Origin of the sequence: Pseudomonas sp. ICMP 460, from assembly GCF_002723595.1 — a bacterium.
Classification (GTDB): Bacteria; Pseudomonadota; Gammaproteobacteria; order Pseudomonadales; family Pseudomonadaceae; genus Aquipseudomonas; species Aquipseudomonas kitaguniensis.
Map to the genome: position 1 here is coordinate 1 of NZ_LKBR01000037.1, position 26425 is coordinate 26425.

22 protein-coding genes, 4 tRNA genes and 1 pseudogene are annotated in these 26425 nt (G+C 61.0%); 9 read left to right on the top strand and 18 right to left on the bottom strand.

Going from position 1 to position 26425, the window contains the following annotated elements:
* Positions 1–363: 363 nt before the first annotated feature.
* A complete protein-coding gene (locus AO240_RS21850) occupies positions 364–2103 on the top strand; it encodes a dipeptidase (protein WP_099239170.1) in 1740 nt (579 codons plus the stop codon).
* A gap of 78 nt (positions 2104–2181) precedes the next feature.
* Here the strand turns inward: AO240_RS21850 and gltS are convergent, their stop codons facing one another.
* The 5 genes from gltS to AO240_RS21875 all read right to left on the bottom strand — a co-directional run bounded on the left by gltS (position 2182) and on the right by AO240_RS21875 (position 4005).
* A complete protein-coding gene (gene gltS / locus AO240_RS21855; protein WP_099239172.1) occupies positions 2182–3393 on the bottom strand; it encodes a sodium/glutamate symporter in 1212 nt (403 codons plus the stop codon).
* 197 nt (positions 3394–3590) lie between these two features.
* Positions 3591–3666: transfer RNA gene (locus tag AO240_RS21860), tRNA-Gly, on the bottom strand.
* A 3-nt stretch (positions 3667–3669) separates the two neighbouring features.
* Positions 3670–3745: transfer RNA gene (locus AO240_RS21865), tRNA-Glu, on the bottom strand.
* 105 nt (positions 3746–3850) lie between these two features.
* Positions 3851–3926, bottom strand: a tRNA-Gly gene (locus AO240_RS21870).
* A gap of 3 nt (positions 3927–3929) precedes the next feature.
* Positions 3930–4005: transfer RNA gene (locus AO240_RS21875), tRNA-Glu, on the bottom strand.
* Positions 4006–4363: 358 nt separating this feature from the next.
* On the opposite strand from AO240_RS21875, the gene AO240_RS21880 reads away from it, so the two are divergent.
* Both AO240_RS21880 and AO240_RS21885 read left to right on the top strand, forming a co-directional pair.
* Positions 4364–5134, top strand: a complete 771-nt coding sequence (locus AO240_RS21880) for a hypothetical protein (protein ID WP_058411692.1) — start codon at positions 4364–4366, stop codon at positions 5132–5134.
* A 114-nt stretch (positions 5135–5248) separates the two neighbouring features.
* On the top strand, positions 5249–6061 hold the full coding sequence (locus AO240_RS21885; protein WP_099239174.1) for an alpha/beta fold hydrolase: 813 nt from the start codon (positions 5249–5251) through the stop codon (positions 6059–6061).
* 38 nt (positions 6062–6099) lie between these two features.
* Here the strand turns inward: AO240_RS21885 and AO240_RS29405 are convergent, their stop codons facing one another.
* The 4 genes and pseudogenes from AO240_RS29405 to AO240_RS21900 all read right to left on the bottom strand — a co-directional run bounded on the left by AO240_RS29405 (position 6100) and on the right by AO240_RS21900 (position 10557).
* Entirely contained in the window at positions 6100–6981 is an 882-nt protein-coding gene (locus AO240_RS29405; RefSeq protein WP_371918670.1) for a methyl-accepting chemotaxis protein, read from the bottom strand.
* Positions 6961–8100, bottom strand: a pseudogene (locus AO240_RS29410) (HAMP domain-containing protein); the annotation flags it as partial. The pseudogene AO240_RS29410 and the gene AO240_RS29405, both read right to left, overlap by 21 nt.
* An 80-nt stretch (positions 8101–8180) precedes the next feature.
* Positions 8181–9593: a PLP-dependent aminotransferase family protein gene (locus tag AO240_RS21895; RefSeq protein ID WP_099239178.1), complete on the bottom strand. Its 1413-nt coding sequence runs from the start codon at positions 9591–9593 to the stop codon at positions 8181–8183.
* 202 nt (positions 9594–9795) lie between these two features.
* The gene (locus tag AO240_RS21900) at positions 9796–10557 is read right to left on the bottom strand and encodes an SDR family oxidoreductase (RefSeq protein WP_099239180.1); all 762 of its coding nucleotides are present in this window, start codon (positions 10555–10557) and stop codon (positions 9796–9798) included.
* A 227-nt stretch (positions 10558–10784) separates the two neighbouring features.
* Between AO240_RS21900 and AO240_RS21905 the strand changes: the two genes are divergently transcribed.
* On the top strand, positions 10785–11789 hold the full coding sequence (locus AO240_RS21905) for an NADP-dependent oxidoreductase (RefSeq protein ID WP_099239182.1): 1005 nt from the start codon (positions 10785–10787) through the stop codon (positions 11787–11789).
* A gap of 318 nt (positions 11790–12107) precedes the next feature.
* Here AO240_RS21905 and pyrF read toward each other — a convergent pair whose 3' ends face one another.
* Positions 12108–12806 (bottom strand): orotidine-5'-phosphate decarboxylase, encoded by a 699-nt coding sequence (gene pyrF, locus AO240_RS21915; RefSeq protein ID WP_058411698.1) that lies wholly within the window; start codon positions 12804–12806, stop codon positions 12108–12110.
* Between the two features lie 259 nt (positions 12807–13065).
* Between pyrF and AO240_RS21920 the strand changes: the two genes are divergently transcribed.
* Both AO240_RS21920 and AO240_RS21925 read left to right on the top strand, forming a co-directional pair.
* Entirely contained in the window at positions 13066–13830 is a 765-nt protein-coding gene (locus AO240_RS21920) for a response regulator (protein ID WP_099239222.1), read from the top strand.
* Complete coding sequence (locus AO240_RS21925; RefSeq protein WP_099239186.1) at positions 13830–14867, top strand: HAMP domain-containing sensor histidine kinase; 1038 nt, start codon at positions 13830–13832, stop codon at positions 14865–14867. Before AO240_RS21920 ends, AO240_RS21925 begins: the two co-directional genes overlap by 1 nt.
* Here the strand turns inward: AO240_RS21925 and AO240_RS21930 are convergent.
* The 8 genes from AO240_RS21930 to AO240_RS21965 all read right to left on the bottom strand — a co-directional run bounded on the left by AO240_RS21930 (position 14864) and on the right by AO240_RS21965 (position 21028).
* Entirely contained in the window at positions 14864–15925 is a 1062-nt protein-coding gene (locus AO240_RS21930; protein ID WP_099239188.1) for an AI-2E family transporter, read from the bottom strand. The two genes, AO240_RS21925 and AO240_RS21930, sit on opposite strands and share 4 nt — an antisense overlap.
* Positions 15926–15996: 71 nt before the next feature.
* On the bottom strand, positions 15997–16815 hold the full coding sequence (locus AO240_RS21935; protein WP_099239190.1) for a DUF4892 domain-containing protein: 819 nt from the start codon (positions 16813–16815) through the stop codon (positions 15997–15999).
* A 108-nt stretch (positions 16816–16923) separates the two neighbouring features.
* A complete protein-coding gene (locus tag AO240_RS21940) occupies positions 16924–17778 on the bottom strand; it encodes an alpha/beta hydrolase (protein ID WP_099239192.1) in 855 nt (284 codons plus the stop codon).
* Positions 17775–18578, bottom strand: coding sequence for an alpha/beta fold hydrolase (locus AO240_RS21945; RefSeq protein ID WP_099239194.1), 804 nt, complete (start codon positions 18576–18578; stop codon positions 17775–17777). Before AO240_RS21945 ends, AO240_RS21940 begins: the two co-directional genes overlap by 4 nt.
* A 97-nt stretch (positions 18579–18675) precedes the next feature.
* On the bottom strand, positions 18676–19119 hold the full coding sequence (locus AO240_RS21950) for a hotdog fold thioesterase (RefSeq protein ID WP_099239196.1): 444 nt from the start codon (positions 19117–19119) through the stop codon (positions 18676–18678).
* Between the two features lie 70 nt (positions 19120–19189).
* Positions 19190–19648, bottom strand: coding sequence for a phosphohistidine phosphatase SixA (gene sixA / locus AO240_RS21955; RefSeq protein WP_099239198.1), 459 nt, complete (start codon positions 19646–19648; stop codon positions 19190–19192).
* Positions 19645–19992 (bottom strand): DUF4389 domain-containing protein, encoded by a 348-nt coding sequence (locus tag AO240_RS21960; RefSeq protein WP_099239200.1) that lies wholly within the window; start codon positions 19990–19992, stop codon positions 19645–19647. The genes sixA and AO240_RS21960 overlap by 4 nt, the downstream gene beginning before the upstream one ends.
* A 10-nt stretch (positions 19993–20002) precedes the next feature.
* Positions 20003–21028, bottom strand: a complete 1026-nt coding sequence (locus tag AO240_RS21965) for an NAD(P)H-dependent glycerol-3-phosphate dehydrogenase (protein ID WP_099239202.1) — start codon at positions 21026–21028, stop codon at positions 20003–20005.
* A gap of 234 nt (positions 21029–21262) precedes the next feature.
* Here AO240_RS21965 and AO240_RS21970 point away from each other — a divergent pair, with 234 nt between their 5' ends.
* The 3 genes from AO240_RS21970 to AO240_RS21980 are packed head-to-tail and all read left to right on the top strand — an operon-like array spanning position 21263 to position 26185.
* Positions 21263–23344, top strand: coding sequence for a TonB-dependent siderophore receptor (locus tag AO240_RS21970; protein ID WP_099239204.1), 2082 nt, complete (start codon positions 21263–21265; stop codon positions 23342–23344).
* A 1-nt stretch (position 23345) separates the two neighbouring features.
* Positions 23346–24287, top strand: a complete 942-nt coding sequence (locus AO240_RS21975) for an ABC transporter substrate-binding protein (RefSeq protein ID WP_099239206.1) — start codon at positions 23346–23348, stop codon at positions 24285–24287.
* Positions 24284–26185 (top strand): ATP-binding protein, encoded by a 1902-nt coding sequence (locus AO240_RS21980; RefSeq protein ID WP_099239208.1) that lies wholly within the window; start codon positions 24284–24286, stop codon positions 26183–26185. The genes AO240_RS21975 and AO240_RS21980 overlap by 4 nt, the downstream gene beginning before the upstream one ends.
* Positions 26186–26425: the final 240 nt, after the last annotated feature.

Genomic DNA, 26425 nt, shown 5'->3' on the forward strand with positions numbered 1-26425 from the left:
TTCCTCACACACCCAATCTCCCCTGTGGGAGCGGGCTTGCTCGCGATAGCGTCGGATCAGATACATATTGTTCAACTGACGCACCGCTATCGCGAGCAAGCCCGCTCCCACAGTTGAATCTCCACAGCCCGGACAATTTTGTGGAAGTGTTGATGCACTACCCGGAGCCGCATCCGGCCAAGCCCTGACCGAAACCAGATTCCTCACCCCCCAATCTCCCACAGTTGAATTACTACAGCCCAGGTATTTTTCCTGCTTCAAGGCCTCCCTTTTCCAACCCTCGGGATGGTAGTGTGTGGAAATATTTCTGACATATTGATCAGAAATTCCCTACTTTCACTTCGCAAAGGAATGCCTTCAGCAATGCACTTTCCTATCAAAAAAAGCTTGGCTATTGCACTGTTTACCGCCAGCCTCTCGGCAGTCGCCGCCCCAGCATTCGCCAACATCAGCGCAGAACAAAGCGCCACCATCGTCAAACATTTCAGCGAGACCTCGGTCACCGATTTTCGTGGTTTCCTCGGCGCCCTGGCCAAGGGTGACCTGGGTAAAACCGGCGACGCGGGACCGGCCATCAATGCCTTTCTCGCCAACCAAACCCTGACCGCCGACCAACAGAACGAAATCAATCGTCTACTGGGCATTTACACGCGGGTGAAGTACGGCAAAGCCGCCCTCGAAACGCTGCGCGAACTGGTGGAAATCCCGACCTTCAACGTCGACGGCCTGCCGCAGTACAAAAACCCGGAATTCCTCAAGATCGCCGACAAGATTCAGAGCCTGGCCAAGGCCTTCAACCTGAACTTTCGTAACATCGACAACCGCGTGTATGAAATTTCCCTGGAAGGCAGCGGCGATGAAGTGGTCGGCATCCACGCTCACGCCGATGTGGTGCCGGTAACGCCGGAAAACTGGGTGCTGAACGACGGCACGCGGCTCGACCCTTTCAAGGTCACGCTGATCGGCGACCGCATGTATGGCCGCGGCACCGAGGATGACAAGAACGGCATCGTGGTCGCCCTGTACGCGATGAAGGTGATCAAGGAAGAGCAGCTGCCGCTGGCGCGTAACTTCAAGCTGCTGGTGGACACCACCGAAGAAACCATGGGCGACGCAATCCCCTACTACTTCGAGCGCAACCCCACGCCGCAATACAACCTGGCGCTGGATGGCGGCTACCCGGTGGTCATCGCCGAGAAAGGCTACGGCACCGTTATGGCGAGTTTCCCGGTGCGCAAGGGCGTGGGTAACGGCGCGGAAATCATCTCGATGACCGGCGGCATGGCCACCAACCAGATTCCATCGGCGTCAGTCGCGACGCTGGTCAGCGACACACCGGCCGAGCTGGCGGCCAGCTTGCAAACTGCCGGTGCCGAGTACGCCAAGCGCAATGGCGGCGATTTCGATGTGGCCGCCAAGGTGGTCGGCAAAGACGTCACGTTGACGGTCACCGGCGTGTCTGCGCATTCATCCGCGCCGCAATCGGGCGTCAACCCGGTGGCGCGCATGCTTGGGTTGATCCACAGCGTCGATGGCAAGATCGCGCTCAAGCACAACCACATCACCGATGCGGCGCGTTATGCGTCCGACAACTGGAGCCTGGATTACTTGGGCAGCCAGTTGGGCGTGGGCTTCTCCGATGCATTCATGGGGCCGCTGACCGCCTCGCTGACCTTTGTCGGGCAGGATGACAAAGCCTTCAAGCTGGCCGTGAACCTGCGGGTGCCGAAGGGCAAATCCCCTGAGACACTCAAAACCGAGATCGCCGACAAGCTGAGCGCCTGGGACAAAACCTCCAAAGTCGAGGTGAACTTCACCTACTCGGTGGCCGCGCCGATGTACCGCAACCCTGAAGGTGAGTGGGTTAAAGCCTTGTTGGCGGTTGCCAGCGAAAACCTCGGCATGCAACACACGTTCGGCACCTCCGCCGGCGCCACCTCGGTGCATGACCTGCCCAACGGTGTGCAATTTGGCCTGGCGCGGCCGGAGGTGAAGTACACCGGGCACACCGACGGTGAGTTCAAGACCGTTGAGCAATTCCTGCTCGATTTGCAGATCGTCACCGAAATGATGGGCCGTGTCGGGCAGTTGCCGACGCTCTGATTAACCCAAACGCCTGTTGTTGCGCGCTGCATAAAAACGCCGATCATCACTGATCGGCGTTTTCGTTAATCACCTGTATCAGCCTGCCACGCCGAGGAACGGCAGCGCCAAGTACAGCTTGATCACCACCGCATTGGTGATGTCGATAAAAAACGCGCCGACCATCGGCACCACCAGAAAGGCAATCTGCGAGGGGCCGAAGCGCTGAGTCACCGCCTGCATGTTGGCAATCGCGGTGGGCGTGGCGCCCAACCCGAAACCGCAATGGCCTGCCGCCAGCACCGCCGCATCATAGTTGCTGCCCATCACCCGAAACGTCACGAAAATCGCGAACAGGGCCATCAATAACGCCTGCGCAGCCAACAGAATGACAATCGGCAATGCCAGCGCCGCCAGGTCCCAAAGCTTGAGCGACATCAACGCAATCGCCAAAAACAACGACAAGCTGACATTACCCAGCAACGACACCTCACGCTCAAACACCTGACGCCAGCGCATCGCCGACAGGCCGTTGCGCAACAGCACCGCGACGAACAGCACACACACAAAGGTCGGCAACTCAAACGCGGTGCCCCGAATCAAACCACTCAGCCAGGTGCCGACCTGCAGGCTGATCGCAAGCAACGCCAGCGTCTCGATAAACGAGAACGCGGTGATCGTGCGTTCCTGATCGGGCCGCTCAAAACCTTCCGGCCGGCGCGCTTGCGAGTGTTCAATGGCAGGCACCTGCACACGCTTGATCAGCAAGCGCGCGACCGGGCCACCAATCAACCCGCCCAATACCAAGCCAAACGTCGCCGAAGCAATCGCCAGTTCAGACGCCGACGCCACGCCATACTTCTGACTGAACACTGCGCCCCACGCCGCGCCCGTGCCGTGCCCACCCGACAAGGTGATGGAGCCAGCCAGCAAGCCCATCAAGGGGTCCAGCCCCAAAGCCTTGGCCAACGCGATGCCCATGGCGTTTTGCAACACCAGCAGCGCCGTCACCACCAGCAGGAACATACCCAATACACGCCCGCCTTTTTTCAAGCTGGCGAAGTCGGCATTCAGGCCGATGGAGGCAAAAAACGCCAACATTAATGGCGTTTGCAATGAAGCGTCGAAGCGCACTTCGATACCCGCCACTGCGCGCAACACAAGCAGTGACGCGGCAACCAATAAACCACCGGCAACCGGCTCGGGAATGTTGTAAGTCCGCAAAAAGCCGATTCGGGCCACCAGCCAACGCCCCAGCAACAGCACTAAAGAGGCGGCGACCAGCGTGGAATAGAAGTCGAGTTGAAGCATCTGGGCAGTTCTCTGAAGTGAACAGGGCAAAGGACTGGCCAGAGTAGAGGTCGCTGAACGGGTAAACACCCACTCGACGACACATTGAGGAAACTACAGACAATTCCTACGCACTTCACAACCTGCCCTACGCGCCGGGAGAAAAAGCCGCACACACAAAAACGCCGATCATCACTGATCGGCGTTTTCGTTAAATATGGAGCGGGAAACGAGACTCGAACTCGCGACCCCGACCTTGGCAAGGTCGTGCTCTACCAACTGAGCTATTCCCGCAAATGGCGTCCCCTAGGGGACTCGAACCCCTGTTACCGCCGTGAAAGGGCGGTGTCCTAGGCCACTAGACGAAGGGGACACGCTACTGAAACACATGGTGTGTATTTCAGTGCCCAGAGGCCTCGCCCGAAGACGTTACCCTGGTTTCACTCAATGCCACCCGAGGGCAACACTGCTTAAAAATTGGAGCGGGAAACGAGACTCGAACTCGCGACCCCGACCTTGGCAAGGTCGTGCTCTACCAACTGAGCTATTCCCGCATATGGCGTCCCCTAGGGGACTCGAACCCCTGTTACCGCCGTGAAAGGGCGGTGTCCTAGGCCACTAGACGAAGGGGACACACGTACAACATTCACTCCCTACCGCGTTTCGCTGTGTGCTTTACGCTGTAAGTGGCGCGCATTCTATGGATGGATTGAAAGGTCGTCAACCCCCATGGATAAATTTATTTAAATCAATGACTTCGCCCAGCTTTACCGGCCTGCACGGGTATTCCGCCCGCCCGGGCTTTGGCGCCTATATTCTGGCGTCCAACAAGACGCTATAGTTGCCGCAGGCAAATGATGGCAATGTGCACCTATCGAGCCAATGCTTACCTATATAGAAGAAACTACCTGGGCAACTGGTCGAACAACCCTATCCGCCAGAGGGTCCAGTCACTACACTCCATTACAAACCCTATAAAGAGGTCACACCGGTGACACCACTCATGATCACCCTGCTGGTAATAGTCGGGATCGTAATATTGATCGCCATTGGCTATATGAACCACGTGGTGGAAAACAACAAACTGGAAAAGAAGCGCACCGAGATCGAGCTTAACGATCGGCTGCGTCGGTGCGGCGAAATCACCGAGACGTTCCCTGGCCAGTTAATGACCACCAAGCTCAAGCTGTTGTTGACGCGCCTGGAACTCAACGTTAATCAGCGACTGTTGAACATCAACAAATCCAGCGCACCGCTCAAGGCGCGCATTGCTGAGTTGAATGCACTGATCGCGCAAGGCGAATCGATTCCGGTGAACAATCCGCCCGCGCCGATCCAGACCGAAGCCAAGGCCAAGGATGTGCGCTTTTTGCTCGAAGCCCTGCACGGTCAAGTCACCCGCGCCGCCCAGGACGGTTTCCTGCCGGCCAATGAGGCCAAGCACTGGATCAAGGAAATTCGGCATATCCTGGTGCTGTTGCACATCGAATTCTTCACCAACCTGGGCCAACACGCCCTGGTGCAAGGCCAGCCTGGCCAGGCCCGCCTGGCGTTTGAGCGCGGCGTACAGTACCTGCGCAAGCAGCCAGAGCCGGTGTTCTACAGTGCGCAATTGCAGTTGTTGGAGAACCAACTCGCACGCGCCAACTCCACGGTGCTGACCAACAGCGAGCCAGTCGAAGACGAAGTCAACGAACTGACCGAAGGCCTCAAGGTGGTCGACGCCGACGCCGAGTGGAAAAAGAAAGCCATCTACGACTGACCCCGCGCCTTGTGTGGCGAGCCCACTCGCCACATGCCATCACTTTGCATCTATCCTCCCGCTGCCGACTAGCGTAAAAAAGTGCACCTCACTCCATGAAGTTAGAGGCCTGCTATGCCTGTCGCCGTGATTGATGGACAACCGCTGCACTATGTTGACCAGGGCACTGGCCCGGTCGTCGTACTGGGCTCAAGCTACCTGTGGGGCAGCGAGATGTGGGCCGCGCAAATTGAAGCCTTGTCGCAGCAGTACCGGGTAATCGCCCCCGAGCTGTGGGGCCATGGTGAATCCGGCCCGCTGCCGGCTCATACCCGATCCCTGGATGACTTGGCGCGCCAAAACCTGGCGCTGCTGGACCACCTCGACCTTGCGCACATCAATTTGGTCGGTTTGTCGGTCGGCGGCATGTGGGGCGCACGCCTGGCATTGCTGGCACCTGAGCGCATCAACAGCCTGGTGCTGATGGACACCTACCTCGGCGCCGAACCCGAGCCTACGCGCCAGTACTATTTCTCGCTGTTCAAGATGATCGAAGACGCCGGCGCTATCCCTGAGTCGCTGCTGGATGTGATCGCACCGATCTTCTTTCGCCCCGAGATCGATCGTCAATCGGCGCTGTACCAGGACTATCGCAAGGCGTTGCAGGCGTTTTCCGCAGAGCGCCTGCGGCAAAGCGTGGTGCCGCTGGGCCGCCTGATCTTCAGCCGCACCGACATCCTCGACCAATTGCCGAACCTGGACCCCGACACCACGCTGGTGATGTGCGGCGAGCAGGACAAGCCACGACCACCTGCCGAATCCAAAGAAATGGCAGACCTGATCGGTTGCGGCCTGACCCTGATTCCCGACGCAGGGCACATCTCTTCCCGCGAGAACCCGGAATTCGTCAACGAAGCGCTGTTGACGTTCCTCGCCAACAACACCTGACAGCCGCCCTGCCCTTTGATCGTCGCCCGTTGCGACAATCAAAGGCGGAAGTGCCCCACCATGCCCTTGAGCTCCGCCCCCAGCTGCGCCAACTTGATACTCGACGCGGCGTTGCCCTGCATGCTCAACGCCGATTGATCGGCGCTCGCGCGAATACTGGTGACGCTGCGGTTGATCTCTTCGGCGACCGAGCTTTGCTGCTCGGCCGCTGCGGCTATCTGCTGGTTCATCTGCTGGATCAATGACACCGCGGCGGCAATGCTGCCCAACGCGCTCTCGGCTTCCAGCGCGTCGCTGACCGCCAGCTTCACCAGCTCGCCGCTCTGCTGTATTTGCTGCACCGACGACTGCGCCGCGCCGCGCAAGGTACTCACCAACTGCTCGATTTCCTCGGTCGATTGCTGAGTGCGTTTGGCCAGCGCCCGCACCTCGTCGGCCACCACCGCAAAACCACGGCCTTGCTCGCCTGCGCGCGCCGCTTCGATGGCTGCGTTAAGGGCGAGCAAATTGGTCTGTTCGGCCACACTCTTGATCACGCTCAACACGCTGCCGATGTTGTGGATTTCTGCACTCAGGCTTTCGATGTTGGCGCTGGCATTGCTGCTGGAGGTAGCGAGCTGCTCAATGCGCTGCAAGCTCTGGCGCACCACCTGTTGGCCGCTTTCGACTTTGTGATCGGCTGTCTGCGCGGCTTGCGCGGCCTGTTCGGCGTTGCGCGCCACGTCATGCACGGTGGCCGTCATCTGGTTCATCGCCGTGGCGACCTGCTCGGTCTCCTCCTTCTGGCTGCTGACTTCGGCATTGGTTTGTTCGGTGACGCTGGACAATGAATGCGCCGAACTGGCCAATTGCTCGATTCCCGCCTGCAGCCCACTGACCATGTGGCTCAGGCCGCTGCCCATCTGGTGCATGGCCTGCATCAGTTGGCCGATCTCATCACCACGACTGACCTGCATGCGCCCGCTCAAGTCGCCGTCTGCAATCTGTCGCGCCACTGCGATGACACTGCGCAGCGGCGTCACGATCAAGCGGGTTATCACCCACGCCGCGATCAACCCCACCAACAGCGCCAGGGCTGACGAGCCAATGATCAACAGCGCGCTTTCTTTCAGTTGCAGCTGCATCGACTGATCTTCGGCGTCATACGCCTGGTTAACCCGGCTGACCACTTGATCGGCACGCTCATGCAGCTGTGTGTAGACGCCTTTTTCCTGCGCCAGCAGCCCGGTGTATTCGCCGAGTTTTTCGCTGAACGCGGCGATGTGCCCGGACACTTCGTTGAGCACAGTCTGATAACCCGCGTCCGTTACCGACGTTTTCAGTTGCTCAACCTGAGCCAGCGCCTGGTCAGCCTGTTCGATCTTGCCTTGCCCGGCGTTGTCTGTATCAGCCTTGCGGCTCTGATCCAGGCGCAGCTGCGCTTCGTTCATGGCTTGCAACATCAACCGCGACACCTGGCTGATCTGCCCTGACTGCTGGATAAATTCGGCACCGTCTTTACCCTGGCTTTCTTTGAGCGCATAGGTGCCATCGTCGGCGAGTCCGGCCTGCAACACGTCAAGGTTATTGGCGACGCTGGACACCGACCAACTGGCCATTTCCAGCGCCAGCTCTTTGGCTTGGGTGAGCTCAACAAACTCGTCGAATGCCTTGCGATAAGCTGCCAGCGCCTGTTCAACCTCGCTCATCACCGGCACATTCGCGGCCGACTGGGCCTTCAGGCTGGCGGCCAGCGCGGCCAAGGCATCGACGCTTGCATGCAGCGCCTCAACGGCTTTGGGGTCAGCGTGCAGCGCGTAGTCCTGTTCGATCAAGCGCACCTTGAACAGGCCGCTGTTGAGCGAAGACATCGCGTTGAGGCCTTCGAAACGCTGGCCAATGGTTTGCAGGGACCCCACACCAATGGCCGCCACCACGGCAGTCAGCAGCAGCACCAGGGCGAAACCCAAGGCCAGTTTTTTCGCCATACCGAGGTTGGCGAAACGTCGTTGCACGGCCGGTATCATTGCCTGGAATCCTCTTGCAATGGCGGATGCCATCAAGCCTGATTTACGTGCCGCGAGATTCGCAACCACAGGCCACCGACACAAGACGTTGGCGCCACAATAATGGCAAAAAGCTACACTCCCGTCGTTTTCAGAATGGTCGAGGTCGATTTGGCTGGCCCCAACGCGCGAAACAGCGCCAGCGCACGCTGATCGGCGGCATAGGCCACATTAATCCGCAGCCAGTGGCTGTGTTCGCCTTTGGGGCTGAACAGCGCGCCCGGCGACAACAAAACGCAGAGTCGCCGTGCGCACGCCTGCAACCGTGAGGGGTCGCCCACGCCAGGCCGCGCCCACACAAACATGCCGCCGGCAGGCACAGCAAAGACTTCCCATTCCTCATCCTCCAGCGCCTGCAAGGTAAACGCCATTTGCGTGTTCAGGCGCTTGCGCAGGCGCTGCACCCACTTGCGGTAGGTGCCATTGGCCAGCAACGTCGCGACCACGGCTTCGGCAAAGCGTGAAGTGCCGATGCCGGTGAGGGTTTTGAGGCTGACCATTTGCGCGATGATGGCCGAACTGGCGCTGAGGTAACCCACCCGCAATGCACTGCTGAGGGTTTTGGAAAAGCTCGAAATGTAGATCACCCGGTCATCATGCGGCAGCGCCGAAAGCCGCGTGCAACTGGCGTGCTGCAAGTCGCCGTAAACATCCTCTTCAACAATCAGGAAGTCTTCGCTGCGCGCCAGTTGCAAAAGACGCTCAGCCACCGCACGGCACAGGCTGGTGCCAGTGGGGTTGTGGTAGAGGCAATTGATGAACAGGCACTTGGGCCGATGGCTTTGCAGCAGTGTCTCAAGCACCGGAATATCCGGGCCGCCCACGGTGCGCGGAACCTCCAGCAACGTGACGCCATGGCGCTCCAACTGGCGATAGAGGTTGGCGTACCCCGGCGTCTCGACCACCACCGTATCACCGGCCTTGAGCAGTGTGCGTATCAGCAAGTCTTGTGCGTGGCTGGCGCCATGGGTGGTGAGGATGCGGTCGAGGCTGGTGGCCACCTTGATCCGGGTCAGCCGCTTGAGCAGTTGCTCGCGCAACGCCGGTAACCCTAACGGCGTGCTGTAGTTGAAAAGACCGGCGGTGTCGGTGCGGCTGATTTCGCGTATGGCATAACACAGGTCATCACTTTCGCGCCACGCGTCCGGCAACCAGCCGCAGCCCAGGTTCAACTCGCCCAACGGGCTATCGATATAGACGCCCCAGCCTAACTCCGCGCCTTCATACCAGTGGCTTTCATGCGAAACCCGTGGCGCGGCCACCGCAAATGCCGCGCCCTGTTTTGACACCAATAACCCCTGCGCCACCATCCGTTCACAGGCCTCGATCACACTGGACTGGCTGAGCAGGTTGTCGAGGGCCAATTGACGGACAGACGGCAAACGCGTGCCTGGGCTCGCCTCGCTTTCGCGAATCCATTGCGCCACCGCGCTGACGATTTGCTGCACCACCGGTACAAGGGCTTGCCGATCGATCCCTAAATCCATGAGCCACTCACTTCAACTGTCTGTTATTCAACCCAAAACAGTTAAGCACAGAAGCCCATAAAAACCGGCCATAAAAACCATTAAAGTATTGATTTTATTGACTTATTTACCTCCTGACACACATTCACGCGCGGCCTTGTGCCAGCCCTGGAAACGCCCCACAACGCCCCTCGCCTTTTCGAATAGGCGGTGACGTGGTGTCCTAGATAGCCGTCGCGCCACCGTCTACCGCCAACGCGTGGCCGGTGGTGAACGCGGCGCCGTCGCTGCACAGGTAGAGCACTGCACTGGCGATTTCGTCGACGGTGCCAATGCGCCCAACCGGGTGCATCGCAGCGGCAAACTCAGCCTTGCGCGGGTCGGCTTCATAAGCACGACGGAACATATCGGTATCGATGACCGCAGGGCACACCGCATTGACGCGAATTTTTTTCTTCGCGTACTCAATGGCCGCCGATTTGGTCAGGCCGATCACGGCATGCTTGGACGCCGCATAAATACTCATTTTCGGCGCCGCGCCCAACCCTGCCACCGACGCGGTATTGACGATAGCCCCGCCGCCTTGGGCCAGCAGCAGCGGCAACTGGTACTTCATGCACAGCCACACGCCCTTGACGTTGACGCCCATGATCGCATCGAACTCGTCCAGGCTGCCGTCGGCCAGCTTGCCCTTCTCGATCTCGATACCGGCATTATTGAACGCATAGTCCAAGCGACCGAAGGCTGCGACAGTCTGGGCCATCAACGCCTGCACATCCGCTTCCAGCGTGACGTCGCAGCGCACAAACACCGACTCACCACCGGCTTGGCGGATCAGCCCGACCGTGCCCTCGCCGCCCGCCGCATCCAGGTCGGCGACCACGACTTTCAAGCCTTCTGCGGCGAACGCCAGCGCAGTGGCGCGGCCAATACCGGCGGCGGCGCCGGTCACCAGGGCGACCTGGCCGGAAAACGTCATGCTCATGGAAAATGTCCTCTGCGAGAAGTAGCCGTGGGCCGAGTCTAGCCAACGCGAGGGCACGCGCGTCAGCACTATCAAAAGCCCGGTGTGCACCCTATGGATCGCGGTGATAAAGCCGCCCGGCCAACTATCAACCAGGTCTATCGGCAAGCATTCGCGGCTGTCGCACAACCTTGCTCTCAGCGCGCTGAAGGGCTATCACTCAGGTTCATTTATAAAGAGTGCTTGCCATGACTGCCCAGACCAATCGCCAATTTCTGCTCGCCAAACGCCCGGTCGGCGCGGCCACGCGGGAAACCTTCACCTACCAGGAAGTGCCGGTGGGCACGCCAGGCGATGGGCAAGTGCTGGTGCAGAATGAATACCTGTCGCTGGACCCGGCAATGCGTGGCTGGATGAATGAAGGCAAATCCTACATTCCACCCGTCGGCCTTGGTGAAGTGATGCGCGCGCTGGGCGTGGGCAAAGTGATCGCTTCGAACAACCCCAAATTCGCAGTCGGCGACTACGTCAACGGCGCGTTGGGCGTGCAGGATTATTTTGTCGGCGAACCGCGTGGTTTCTACACGGTCGACCCGACACTTGCGCCGCTGCCGCGCTACCTGTCAGCCCTCGGCATGACGGGCATGACCGCCTACTTTGCCCTGCTCGACACCGGCGCGCCCAAGGCCGGCGAAACCGTGGTGATCTCCGGCGCCGCCGGTGCGGTGGGCAGCATTGCCGGGCAGATCGCCAAGATCAAAGGCTGCCGCGTGGTCGGCATTGCCGGTGGCGCCGACAAATGCAAGTTCCTGCTGGATGAGTTGGGCTTTGACGCCGCCATCGACTACAAAAGCGAAGACGTGCCTGCCGCCCTCAAGCGCGAATGCCCCAAAGGCGTGGACGTGTATTTCGATAACGTCGGCGGCGAAATTCTCGACGCCGTGCTCAGCCGCCTGGCGCTTAAAGCCCGCGTGGTGATTTGCGGTGCCATCAGCCAATACAACAACAAAGAAGCGGTCAAAGGCCCGGCTAACTATTTGTCGCTGCTGGTTAACCGCGCGCGCATGGAAGGGTTTGTGGTGATGGACCACTCGGCGAACTTTGCCGCGGCAGCGCAGGAGATGGCCGGATGGATGGCGCAGGGCAAGCTCAAGAGCAAGGAAGACATCGTGCAAGGCCTGGAGACGTTCCCGGAGACCTTGATGAAGCTGTTCAACGGCGAGAACTTCGGGAAACTGGTGCTGAAGGTTTAACCGCTCACTCAACTGTGGAAGCGGGCTTGTGTAGGAGCTGCTTGTGTGGGAGCTGCTTGTGTGGGAGCTGCTTGTGTGGGAGCTGCTTGTGTGGGAGCTGCTTGTGTGGGAGCTGCTTGTGTGGGAGCTGCTTGTGTGGGAGCTGCTTGTGTGGGAGCTGCTTGTGTGGGAGCTGCTTGTGTGGGAGCGGGCTTGCTCGCGATGGCATCAACCCGGTACGCCTGATGGTCCGAGGCGCCTGCATCGCGAGCAAGCCCGCTCCCACAAAAAGCAAAAGCAAATCTGCTGTGTATTCAATCCAGCGAACACACTCAGCGATCAGGCAATCTCGGCAACCACCGCCGCCAACGCCTTCGCAGGGTCCGCCGCCTGGCTGATCGGACGCCCGATCACCAAATAATCCGACCCCGCATCCAACGCCTGACGCGGCGTCAAAATACGCCGTTGATCATCCAAAGCGCTGCCCGCCGGGCGAATCCCCGGCGTCACCAGCTGCAGCGACGGATGCGCCGTCTTCAACGCCTCAGCCTCCAGCGCCGAACACACCAGACCATCCAGGCCAGCCTTTTGTGCCAGTGCCGCCAACCGCAAAACTTGCTCTTGAGGCTCAATATCCAAGCCGATACCGGCCAAATCTTCGCGTTCCATGCTGGTCAGCACCGTCACACCAATCAGCAAAGGCTTCGGCCCGCTGCGCTGCTCCAGCACCTCACGGCAAGCGTTCATCATGCGCAAGCCACCGGAGCAATGCACATTGACCATCCACACGCCCATCTCGGCCGCGGCTTTCACCGCCATCGCCGTGGTATTCGGGATGTCATGAAATTTCAGGTCGAGGAACACCTCAAAACCTTTGTCACGCAATGTGCCGACAATTTCTGCCGCGCAACTGGTGAACAGTTCCTTGCCGACCTTGACCCGGCAAAGCTTCGGGTCCAACTGGTCAGCCAGCTTCAGTGCGGCGTCACGGGTGGGGTAATCCAGGGCGACGATGATAGGAGTCTGGCAAACGGACATTGGAATGGGCTCTCAGGCAAGTCGAAATCGGCGCGGATTGTAGCGCAAGCCGCGCCGTTGCGGGATCCGATGATCGGTAAATACTGACCAACCGCGCTACAACGGTGATCCAGGGTAATTGTTTCAAAGCTGATACATTCACGACATGCCCCCAACACGCCCCAGCGCTAGCCTCGCCCGCATGACCCACCGTTCAGCACTACCAGCCATGGGGCTGGGCGCCTATGCTGACAGCAACAACCAGGCAGATGATCGCACTATGCATACTTCTTCAGTCCCTGTGAACGACGAGCAAAAAGGCGCGGTGATCGCCGATGAAAAGCGCTGGAACACCCGCGCGCTGATCGTCGATGACGATGTGCCGATCCGCGAGCTGCTGATCGATTACCTGGCGCGCTTCAATATTCTCGCCGTCGGCGTGACCGATGGCACCGCCATGCGCCACGCCATGCAAGCCGAGACCTTTGATGTGGTGGTGCTCGACCTGATGCTGCCGGGCGAAGACGGTCTGTCGCTGTGCCGCTGGCTGCGCGGCGAATCGGACATCCCGATTTTGATGCTCACCGCGCGTTGCGAACCCACCGACCGGATCATCGGCCTGGAACTGGGCGCCGACGACTACATGTCCAAACCGTTCGAACCGCGCGAACTGGTGGCACGCATCCAGACGATTCTGCGCCGGGTACGCGATGACCGTACCGAGCAACGCGCCAATATCCGTTTCGACAACTGGCGCCTCAACAGCGTGTTGCGCCAGTTGGTGGCCGACGACGGCCTGGTGGTGCCGCTGTCCAACGCCGAGTTCCGCTTGCTGTGGGTGTTTATCGAGCGCCCGCGCCGCGTGTTGAGCCGCGAGCAATTGCTCGACGCCGCCCGTGGCCGCTCCATTGAAGCGTTTGATCGCAGCATCGACTTGCTGGTCTCGCGCCTGCGCCAGAAGCTGGGCGATGACCCCAAAGCCCCGCAGTTGATCAAAACCGTACGCGGCGAAGGTTACCTGTTCGACGCGCGGGATATTGGCTGATGCGCAACGCCTTCAACACGCTGTTCGGCAGGTTGTTCGGTGTGTTGTTGTTGGCCATTGTGTTGGCCCATGCACTGGCCTTCTTCTGGTTTCACCACTACGACCCGCCACCGCCGCAACGCCAGGAAACCTTCATCGAGCAGCCGGATGGCTCGATGCTGCCGCTGCACCGGGAGCACCGGCGCCCGTGGTTTGGTGGCCCGATAGTGCCGCTGACGTTCCAGTTTTTTTCGCTGATTATTGCTGCCTGGTATGGCGCCAAGCTGCTCAGCCGGCCGATCCAGCGCCTGAGCGCAGCCGCCGAACGCCTGAGCCTCGACCTCGACAGCCCGCCGCTGAATGAATCCGGGCCGCGCGAGGCGCGCCAGGCGGCGTCGACCTTCAACCTGATGCAACGGCGTATTCGCGAACAAGTCAGCCAGCGCGCACGCATGCTCGGCGCGGTCTCGCATGACCTGCGCACCCCGCTGTCACGCCTGAAGTTGCGCCTGGAACAGATCGAAGACAGCAAGCTGCAAGGCCAGATGCGCCAGGACCTGAACGACATGATCAGCATGCTCGACGCCACCCTGAGCTACCTGCACGAGCAGCGCACCAGCGAGACCCGGCATTGGCTCGACGTGCAGGCGCTGGTCGAATCGCTCAGCGAAAATGCCCAGGACCAAGGCTCTGACGTGCAGTTCGCCGGCAGTTGCGTGCCGTTGCAGGTGCAGCCAATGGCCCTGCGTTCATGCCTCAACAACTTGATCGACAACGCCCTGCGTTACGCCGGTACGGCGCGTGTGGAGCTGAGCGATAGCCGCGAAGCGCTGGTCATCCGGGTGATCGACCACGGCCCCGGCATTGCGGCGGATAAACGTGAGGCGGTGTTCGAGCCGTTCTTTCGCCTGGAAGGCTCACGCAACCGCAACTCCGGCGGCGTCGGCCTCGGCATGACGATTGCCAAGGACGCGGTGGAGCGCCTTGGCGGCCGCCTGAGCCTTGAAGAAACCCCGGGCGGCGGTTTGACCGCCGTGGTGTGGCTGCCGAGGGCTTAAACGGTGGTGTCGTCGCGACGCACTTGAGCCTGGGTGGCACTCCAATCGGTCAACAGGCTGTACGCCACCGCCAGCAAGGTCGGGCCGATAAACAGGCCAATAAAGCCGAAGGCGATCAGCCCGCCAAACACGCCCAACAGCACAATCACCAGCGGCAAGTTGCCGCCTCGGCTGATCAGGTACGGCTTGAGTACGTTGTCGACGCCGCTGATGATGAACGTGCCCCACACGCCGAGGAATACCGCGTAGGTGTAATCGCCCTTCCAGGCCAGCCACGCCGTCGCCGGGATCCACACCAGCGGCGGGCCCATCGGGATCAGGCTGAGCAGAAAGGTGACGATGCCCAGCACCAGCGCGCCCGGCACGCCCGCAATCAGAAAGCCGATCAGCGCCAGCACGGCTTGCGCGGCCGCTGTACCGATCACGCCGTTAACCACACGCTGCACCGTACCGGCCACCAGTTCGATGTAGTAACCAGCACGTTCGCCGATCAAGCGTTCCAGCAGGCGATGCACAAACGTCGCCAGGCGTGGCCCGTCACGGTAGAAGAAAAACACGAACACCAGGCTCAACGTCAGTTCGAGAATGCCGCCGCCGATCTGCGCGCTGCGCGCCAGCAGCCAATTCCCCACCTGCCCCAAATACGGCTTGATGCTGGCCATCAGCGCCGCGCCCTGTTGGTCGATGCTGTCCCACGTCGCCACCAGGCGCTCGCCGATAAACGGGATAGAACCCAGCCAGGTCGGCGCAGCAGGCAGGCCGTCGACTTGAACATCTTTGATCAGGCCCACGGCGTCACGTACATGGTCTGCCAGGTTGAACCCCAGCCACACCAGCGGCACCGCCACCAGCAACATCCAGCACAGTGTGAGGATGCCGGCCGCCAGAGACTCGCGGCCGCCCAGCCAGCGGGTCAGCAAGCGCATCAGCGGCCAACTGGCAAACGCCAGCACCGCGCCCCAGAACAGCGCCGACCAAAACGGCGCCATCACCCAGAGGCTGGCACCAAACAACACCAGCAGCAGGATTTGCACCAGTAGGCGATCGTTATTGAGCATCGGGTATCTCGAGAGAAGGCTGTAGGAAGAGAGCTTAGGCGAACGGCGCGGGTCCGTTCGCCTTGTTACGGTTAGCGTATCAGATGCAGGTGCAAACCCTTAGCGTCTCCGGTGCCGGTTTCCAGGCGAGCGGCACGCACACCGCTGTCGATCAAGCCCTGGCGCCAGGCTTCGGCCGCAGGCCCGGTCAAGCTGACGCGCAAGGTGGCGTCAAGGTTCAAGCCGCGTGAAATCAGGGTCAGCCAGTTGGCGTCAGGTGCGCTGCCCAGCGCCGGAAAGTCCAGCTCGCCGGTGCTTTTCAGCTCACGCAGCAAGGTCGCCGAGGTGGGCAACACATCCCCCAGCGGTGCGCTGGCGTCGAGTTGTTCTACATGCAGATAAGCGCGGCGATTGCCTCGGGTGATGCCGTAAAGCGCCACCAGTGAGTTGTCCTGCGGGGCGGCGAGGCGCAACAACAGGTATTCCTGCTGGCCGTCGGCGCCGACCAGCTTGGCATTGCCGAACACTTCATTGGCCCACAGGCTGCTTTCGCCGCAATCACGCGCCTGGCACCAGAACAACAACTGCGCGCCCTTGGCCTGCAACGCCTCGCGCGTGGCTGTAAACGCGGCGCTGGAGGTGTGTTCGGCAGGCAGTTCGTAGGTGATTGCAGTGGCCTGGCCGCGCGCGGTGGCCTGGCCTTCGTAGCGCAACTGGCCGCTGATCTTGCGGATCGCGCCCATCGGGTAGACGCGTTCCTTTTCTTCAGCGGGTCGGTAATCGACGATTTGCGCATCGACCTGACGGGCCACGGCAGGCAGGTCCTGGCTTCCCGGCACATCGGCGGCGAACACCAAGGGGCTGAAACAGCACAGCCCGAGGGCACGGATACATCCTTTGCGCAGGCTCATCGGATCGTTGAGCCTTGGCCATCGGAGGTCGCTGCGGTATTGGTGTTGAACACGTGCATGGTTGACTCCCTTTCAATCCGCCCAGCCTCGGCAGTTGACCCCGCCAAGTCAAGGCATGGAGAAGAACCGATTGAAACAGTCTGCAACAAGAGCTGCGCCGGGCTCATCGTTCAGGTGCAAATGATGGCCACCTGGCAGCGTGGTCACCGTGAAGGGTAGCTGAGAAAGCAATTCGGGATGTTTCGCCAGCATGCCGTCAGCCGCGACCACCAGTTGCGTTGGGCAACCCACGCGACGCACAAACGCCATGGCTTGTTCATCGGTCAGGCGCATTGGCGACGCCAGGGTCAGGCGACTGTCCGTGCGCCAGGTATAACCACCCGGCACCGGCATCAAACCGCGCTGGGCCAGCAGTTCGGCGGCTTCACGGCTGACTGCCACCAAGCCTTTCATCCGCGCTTCAACCGCAGCATCGAGGGTGCTGTAGACCGGCTTGCGCTTGCCCTGCAGGTTCAATTGCGCTTGCAACGCCATGCCCAGTCGCTCGGCCGCGCTGTCGCCGGCGGCGGTTGGCGGCAGCACACCGTCAATTAATCCCAAGTGCGTTACACGCTCAGGCAAGGCACCGGCCAACACCAAAGAGACGATGGCGCCGAGCGAATGGCCAAGTAATGCAAAACGTTTCCAGCCCAATTGTTCGGCGACTTGCAGCACATCGTGCACGTAGTCCCACAAGGCGTAACCCGCCCCGGCAGGACGATGCGCAGAATGCCCATGGCCGGCCAGGTCCAGCGCTACGATGCGCAAACCCTGCAGTTTCGGCGCCAGCCGTGCAAAGCTGTTGGCGTTGTCGAGCCAGCCATGCAGGGCGATCACCGGCAAACCCTGTTCGGGGCCAAACAGATGCGCCGCCAACTCGATATGCGCCAGGCTCAGGCGCACTTCCTCGACCGGCGCGCTCATGCGCAACTGCGCTCGCGGGCTTGCCAGCGGCAGAACAGGTCTTTGATCAGGGTCGCGGTGGCTTGAGGGCATTCGAGGGGGAACATATGCCCACCCGGCAAGGTGAGCATCTCGCCCATCGGCAGGCGGCCGACGCCACTGACATGGTGCCGCATCACCACGCGGCTTTGGCGCCCGCGCACCACCGCCAGCGGCACTTTCAACTGGCGAACCTGGCCGGGGCTGGTGTGCGGTATGCCGCGGTAAATGCTGATTTCGGTGGCCGGATCAAAGCGCAGGCGCAGGCGGTCGCCGACTTGTTGCAGGCCATGTTGCAGGTACGCGTCAAAACATTCCGGGTCGAACCCCCGAAACAGCGTCTTGCCGGCAAAGTAGCTGCGCGCAGTGTCGAGATCAGCGAACTCTTCGCGGCGGCCCAGGGTGCGCCCGGCCGGGGTCAGGCGATCGATAAAGCCGAAGCGCTTGGCGGCGCGAATCAGCCAGCGGTCTGCGCGGGTCAGCACCGGCGAATCGAGCATCACCACGCCACGGTAGAGCTGCGGGCAACGCATGGCGGCGTGCAAGTGCAGCACGCCGCCGAGCGAGTGACCCACGCCCCACACCGGCTCCGGCTGCTGCTCTAAATGGTGGATTAGCTCGTCAACCAGGTTCTGCCAGTTGTCGTCCACCGGAAACCTGGGGTCGTGAGCGTGCTGCGGCAGGTGAGCCACTGAAAATTCAGGAGCCAGCGCGGCAAACAACTTGCCGTAGGTGGCCGAAGGGAAGCCATTGGCGTGGGCAAAAAACACAGGCTGCGACATACCGGACCCATTTACAAAAACAGAGCCTGATTGTCGCCACGCCAAGGCAGCGCCGCAATGACCGTAACTGCCAGGAATGATGACACTCACGCCATGCCTATCGTGCCGGAGGGTTCTCGCCCAGCGGCACCACGGCGATGGTCAGGCGCGACACGCAACTGGCTTTGCCGTCGTCGCTGGTCAGGCGAATATCCCATACCTGCGTGGTGCGGCCGATGTGGATCGCCCGCGCCACCGCCGTCACCCGCCCGCTGCGCACACCGCGCAGGTGGTTGGCGTTGACCTCCAGCCCCACGCAGTAGAATTTGCTGGAATCAACGCACAGGTAGGCCGCCACTGAGCCGACGCTTTCCGCCAGCACCACCGACGCGCCGCCGTGCAGCAGGCCGTAAGGTTGATGGGTGCGGGCGTCGACCACCATGCTGGCCGTCAGGGAATGCTCATCGAAGCTTTCAAAACGAATATCGAGCAGCTCGCCAATGGTGTTTTTCTGCATGGCATTGAGTTGGTCGATATTCGGTTGGGTGCGCCACAGGCTCATGTGCAGGTCCTTCCTGTTTTTATGATGAACCTAATCCTGCCACATAATTGTCTTGGTGGGCTGCACTGGTCTACGGGTGTTTCACGCTAACCAGGTTCATCAGGCCCGCCAGCGGGAAGTCCCCTTCCAGTTCGGCCAGGCTGGCGGTGTGCATCGGTTGCGGCTGACGTTGATGGCCGTGTTGCAAAAAGCTGATCAGGCTGCCGACCAAGGGCTGATGGCTGACCAGCAGCACATTGTCGTCGGCGCTATCGGTGTCGAGCTGTGCCAGCACCTGCAACGGGTTGCCCTCCGGCGTCAGCCACGCCACCGTTTTGATCGGCGGCTCAAAGCCCAACGCGTCGCGCACCAGCTCGGCGGTCTGCTGCGCACGCACGTACGGGCTGGCGAGGATGGCGCTGATGGGCTGGCCGATCAGGTGGGCGGCACTGCGTAACACTTCGCCGCGGCCCTGCTCGGTCAGGTTGCGTTCGGCGTCGGTGCGCGCTTGGGCCTGCGCCTCACCGTGGCGCAAAATCCACAGCTTCACAGTTTTGGCTCCTCATCACGCACCGGGTGCGGCGCCGGTGGCACGCTGTGCGCGGCTTCGCCTTCGGGTGCGCGCGGGGTGGGCCAATCAGCGAATGGCCAGGGCTTTTGCTCGGTGTGGAAGCTGCCGAAACGGCCGATCTGCGCGAGGAACTGGCTGAGGCTGTCGCCGAAGTTCATCAGGCCAAGGTTCGGCGCGCTGTAGATCAGGCGATAAATCAACTGCACCACCACCAGCCCGCCGAGCAGGAATTGCGCCACTTGCCACACCAGGGCAAACACCAGCATCCACAGGATACGCAGCACAATGGACTCGTATTTGGGGGCTGCTTTCGGATCGTTCATAAGGCGTACCTCAGTTGAAACCACTGGTGGAAATAAAGTCGACATCGGTTTTCGGTTCAGCGCGCATCAGCAACTCGATGACCTGGTTCAGCGTGCGCCCTTCAAACAGGATCGCATGCAGCCCGGCGACCAGCGGCATATACACCCCGACTTCCTGTGCCTTGGCCTTCAGCACTTTAAGCGTATTGACGCCCTCGGCGACTTCGCCCAGGCGCGTCACCGCGTCTTCCAGGCTCAGGCCCTGGCCCAAGGCAAACCCGACCTGATAGTTACGGCTTTTTGGCGACGAGCAGGTCACGATCAAATCGCCCACGCCCGCCAGCCCCAGAAACGTCATCGGGTTGGCACCCTGGTTTACCGCAAACCGGGTCATCTCGGCCAGGGCACGGGTGATCAGCATGCTTTTGGTGTTTTCGCCCATGCCAAGGGCCACGGCCATACCGGCAATGATCGCGTAGACGTTTTTCAGCGCCCCGCCCAACTCGACGCCGAAGCGATCGCTGCTGGCATACACACGGAACGTGCGACCGTGCAGCACCGCTTGAACACGCTCGCACAGCGCCTCGTCTTCACTGGCGACCACGGTGGCCGTCAGCGCGTGCTCGGCGACCTCGCGTGCCAGGTTCGGCCCGGACAGCACACCAATACGCGCCTGAGGGGCGATCTCCTGGAGAATTTCGCTCATCAGCTTGAAAGTCTGCGCCTCGATGCCTTTGGTCAGGCTGACCAGCAACTTGCCCGCCAGCCGTTCGGCGTGCGGTGCCAGCACCGAACGCAAGGCGCTGGAGGGCAGCGCGACGAAGCACAGGTCGCATTCGGTCAGCGTGGCCAATAAGTCCGTCACCGGCTCGACCGCCGGGTGAATCTTGATGCCTTTGAGGTAACGCGGGTTTTCGCGGTGCACGCGAATCGCCTCGGCCTGCTCGGGATCGCGCATCCACTGGCGCACCGCATGCCCGTTTTCGGCGAGCAGGTTAGCCACGGCGGTACCAAAACTTCCGCCTCCAAGGACCGCAATAGGGCGCTGTTCAGTCATATGCAATCCGTTAATCCATACCAGTGACGATGGCGGCATTATACGGGGCGACCCGCTTGCGGCCAGCCCCCGTATCAATTCGTGCGCCTGTCGGAAAACGTTACCGTTCTGTGAACTAATTGCCAGTGCGGTGAATGGCAAATGGCCTGACCTCAGTTAACATGGGCGGCTATCCGTAATGATCAAGGCCGTGCCGTGTATACAGGCCCTCCTGCCCACCCCTTTCTGTGCTTGATGCTGTTGTGCAGCGCACCTGCGCTGGCTGATGACCTGTTCCTCGACAGCCAGCCGCTGCCGCAAGTACTCACCGCCACTCGCCTCAAGCAATCGGCCGCCGCCGTGCCCGGCAGCATGACCGTGATCGACAGCGAGCTGATCAAGGCCAGTGGCGCACGCGACATCGCCGAGCTGCTACGCCTGGTGCCAGGGATGATGGTCGGCTACACCACCGGCAACCAGGCGGCGGTGAACTACCACGGCACCAGCGCCAGCGATGCGCGGCGCATGCAAGTATTGATCGACGGGCGTTCGGTGTACCGCGCAGGCTTGGCGACGGTGGACTGGAGCGATATTCCGGTGGCCATGGAAGACATCGAGCGTATCGAGGTGTTTCGCGGCCCCAACACGGTCAGCTACGGCGCCAATGCATTAATGGCTGTGGTCAATATCCTCACGCGCTCACCGGCCAACAGCCATGGCTCGCGGGTAAAAGTGGTGCGTGGCGAGCGCGGGATCAACGACTTCTACGCAAGCCAGGGCATGGGCTGGGAGACCGGCGACTTGCGCCTGTCCATGTCCGGGCAACAGGACGATGGGTTTGACAGCGATGCCCTCGGCGCCGACCGCCGTGATGGCCGCCGGCTCAGCCGCTTCAGCCTGGCGGTGAGCCAAACCCTGAACGCGCAGCAGAGCATCGATTTGCAATTAAATGCCAAGGAAGGCACCAATCAGCGCCCCTATACCTACACGCCGGTATTCGCCGGGATTACCGAAGGCGGTACCAATTCCGACGTAGCCGCCAAGGACTATGCCGGTTCGTTGCGCTGGAATGTCGAGTTCAACCCCGAACACAGCCTGTATATCCAAGGCTCGGCCCAGCAATGGAACCGCCAGCAGATTTGGAAAGCCTGTGACGCCAAGGTCTCGTTCAGCCCGCAATTGACCCAGTTGTGGCAGCTCAACCCCAACTATGCCGAATTGCTTGCGCGGCACATGGACACCTTCAGCCAGGCCACTGCACCACCGGGTAGCGCCGCTGAACAAGCGCTGGGCAACCAGGTACTGGACCAGTGGCGTGACGGCGCCAGCCAAAGCGTGTGCGGCGACATCGACCAAAGCACCCGCGAGAGCCGCTACGACCTTGAGATACAGGACACCCTGAGCCTTTCCGACAGCCTGCGCCTGGTCAGCGGCATGAACTACCGCTACGACCGCGCCGACTCCGACACCTACTTCAATGGCACGCTCGACGACACTACGTGGCGTTTGTTCGGCCACCTGGAATGGCGCGCCAGCGAACACTGGCTGCTGCAAGGCGGCGCCATGTACGAAGACACGAATTTGAGCGGCCACTCGCTGACACCACGGGTGGCGGTCAACTACCTGATCAACCCGCGCCACGGCCTGCGCGCGGTGTATTCCGAAGCGATTCGGTCGCCGGACATGTTCGAGAACAACGTCAACTGGAGCTATCGCGTCACCCATCTCAGCTCCCCGACCTATGGGCAAAACGCCGGGCAATATTTTGTGGTGACGCGAGGCCCCGGCAATCTCGATAAAGAGTTGATGCGCTCAAGAGAGCTGGGCTACAACGGCTTCTTTGCCGACCTTGGACTGAATGTCGACGTGAAACTGTTCTACGACGAAATCACCGACATGATCAGCTCGCCGCTGCGCAACAACCAATACATCGCGAGCAACGCCAACAGCGCACGGTTTACCGGTGCCGAGTCGCAGTTCGACTGGCGCATGAGCAGCGCCGACCGCCTGCGGCTGACCTATGCTTACGTCGATGCAACCTCCAGCAACCCGCTGGACAAGGCGCAAACCGCACGTAACAGCGGCTCGGCCGGCTGGCTGCGAGAATGGGGCCAAGGCTGGTCCAGTGCGTTGTTCTACTATGGCGACGACGCACTCAACCAATATCGCTTCGAACGGGTCGACTTGCGCGTGGCCAAGCGCATTGCCGTGGGCAAAGCCAACGTGGAGCTGGCCGGCATGTTGCAACAACGCCTGGATAGCCAGCCCACCACCTGGGCCGATAACAATTACGACAGCCGCCACGTCCTCTACTTCAGCGCGGAGTTAGAGTTCTGACATGGGCGATCAGTCACGGATGACCTTCTTGTTTGTTTTAAAGCTCTGGCGGCGCGGCGGGCTGCGCACATGCCTGGCAATGTGCCTGTTGCTGACGGCGCCGGCCAGGGGCGCAGACATTTTGCTGACCGCCGCCGAAGACGCTGCCGGCGTGCAAGCCTTCGCCCAGGCGCTGGCCCTGCAGCGCCCCGAAGACCGCGTGAGCTTTACCCCGCTCCACGACCTGCCGGCGCCGAGCCAGTTGCCGGCCAACACGCGCTTGATCCTGCTGGACCTGCCCGGCCTTGATTGGCGCCTGCAAGATACTCAAGGCCCGCCCACGCTGGTGCTGCGCATCAGCCGCCTGCAAGCGCGCAAGCGGCTGGGCGGCATGCACCCGGCCAAAATCAGCCTGTTGTGGAGCGACCCACCGCTTGAGCGCCAATTGCAGCTGATCGCCAGTGTGTTGCCGCAGGCCCGGCGTGTCGGTGTGCTCTACGACGTCGACAGTGAATTCCTGCTGCAAGAGCTGCGCCGGTATGCGGCGCCCATGGGGTTGGAAATCGTGCCGCAGTTCTGGGACAACATTAATGACAGTCGGCCATTGCAAAACCTGCTCAAAAACAGTGACGTGCTGCTTGGGCTCGACGACCCGCGGCTGTACAACCCAAAAACCGTGAAAAACCTGTTACTCAGCAGTTACGCTCAGCAACTGCCGCTGTTCGGCCCCAACGCCGGGTTCGTCAAAGCCGGCAGCCTGGCCAGCACCTACAGCGACCAGGCCGACTGGCTGAATGTACTCGACCGCTTGCTCGACCACCCGCCGGCCAGTTGGCCGCGCGCGCTGTACCCGGAACACTTCAAAGTCGTGGGCAACCCCCAAGTCGCGCGCTCACTGGGGATTGAACAGGTTGACGACAGCGCCGTCGCCGCCCGGCTGGCCGAAGGAGAAAAACGCCCATGACCTTGCGTCGTCGTTGGGACATCAACACCCGCACCCAGCTCATCACGCTGGGCCCGGCGCTGTTGTTGACCTTGCTGTTAATCAGCTTCTTTACCTTCGTGCGTCTGCAGGACCTGCGCCAGGAACTCGACCACACCGGCCAACTGATCGCCAACCAGCTCGCGCCCGCCACTGAATACGGGGTGATATCCGGCAACAACGAGGTGCTCGAAAGCCTGCTGCGCGCCACGTTGGCCACGCCCCACGTGCGCTTCCTGGAAATTCAGGACAGCGCCGAAAACATTCTGGTGTATGTCGAACAACCGTCGGAAAAACATGACCGCTCGCTGTCGGTGAAGGTGTTCCAGGCTCCCATCCGCTTGCAACACATCCAGTTGGGCAACGACTTTTTCCAGGACAACCTCAACGAACCGAAGGCGCCGCGCGCGGATTACCTGGGCCGGGTCATCGTCGGCATGTCCAACGACGCATTCAGCCAACGCCAACAAGAGATCCTGCTCAAAGCCGGCATCCTCGCCTTGTTCGCGCTGCTGTTTACCTTCCTGCTCGCGCGTCGCCTGGCCGCGAGCCTGTCACAGCCGATCAGCGCCATGGGCAACGCAGTAAAAGCCATCCAGCAAGGTGACTACAAAACACCGCTGCCGATCGTTGACGACTCCGAGCTGGGCGACCTGTCGCGCCATATCAATAACCTTGCCGAAGGCCTCAACCACGCTAGCCGCGAACAACAGCAAGCCATGGCCCAGTTGATTCAGACCCGCGAAGAAGCCGAGCGCGCGAACAATGCCAAATCGGACTTCCTGGCGATGATGAGCCACGAGCTGCGCACGCCCATGAACGGCGTGCTGGGCATGTTGCAATTGCTGGAAACCACCGAGATGACCGAGGAGCAGACCGAATACGCGGCACTCGCCTCTGAATCCACCGAGCATTTGCTCAAGGTGATCAACGACATTCTCGACTTCTCACGCATCGAGCGCGCGGCGCTGGAACTGGAACATATTTCGTTCAACCTCGCCGACTTGATCAGCAGTTGCGCCCAGGCTTTCCAGCACAGCGCCCAGCAACGCGGGCTGGCGCTGGAACTGCCGATTCCGCCGGGCATGAGCGCCCTGCGGGTACAGGGCGACCCGACGCGCATCCGGCAAATCCTGGTGAACCTGATCGGCAACGCGCTCAAATTCACCGAACACGGCACGATCACCGTCGAGCCGCACTGGCAGACGCTGGACCATGCACTGGTGTGGTTTACCTGCACCGTGCGCGACAGCGGCATTGGCATTTCCGCCGAATGCCTGGACTCAATGTTCGACGCGTTTCAGCAGGCCGACAGTTCCATTTCAAGACGTTACGGCGGCACTGGCCTCGGCCTGCCCATCGCCCGCACGCTGGCCGAACGCATGGGCGGCACACTGCGCGCGCAGAGCGAAGAAGGCCGCGGCTCGGTATTTACCCTGGAAATCCCGCTGGCGATTGATCAGCACAGTTTGCCGGCAATTGTTCAGGACGCCGCAGGCAAAACCGGCGCCGGCGATGGCCGCCATGTGCTGCTGGTGGAGGACAACCCGGTCAACCGCACCGTGGTCGAAGCCATGCTGCGTAGCCTGGGTTTTGAAGTGAGCCTGGCGACCGATGGCGCCGAGGCGATCCGCAGCGCCGAGAGCCTGATTTTTACCGCGATTCTGATGGACTGCCGCCTGCCGTTGATCGACGGCTACGAAGCCACCCGGCAGATTCGCCAACTGCCCGGCTGCGCTGACCTGCCCATCATCGCGTTGACCGCCAACGCGTTACAGGGCGATCGCGAAGCGTGCCTTGCAGCCGGAATGAACGATTACCTGGCCAAGCCGTTCAAACGTACGGATTTGCAGCAAATCCTACAGCGATGGGTGCAGTAACGCCGCGCCATTAACCAACTGCGACTGGCGTGAAAGGCGAAAGTGCGGCAGTCTTAGGCACCCAAACGGGCCGATACACAGGCCCGGTTTAAAATTTCAGTGAACAAGTGTACATTGAGTGCCTTGACGCTGTGACTTTCACTACAACGCAATAGTCTATGTGTAGGCTGCCGACATGAGGCATGAACGCTTCATTCGGTTCGGGAAGATTTGCCCTACCCTGCCGCATGGGATTATTGA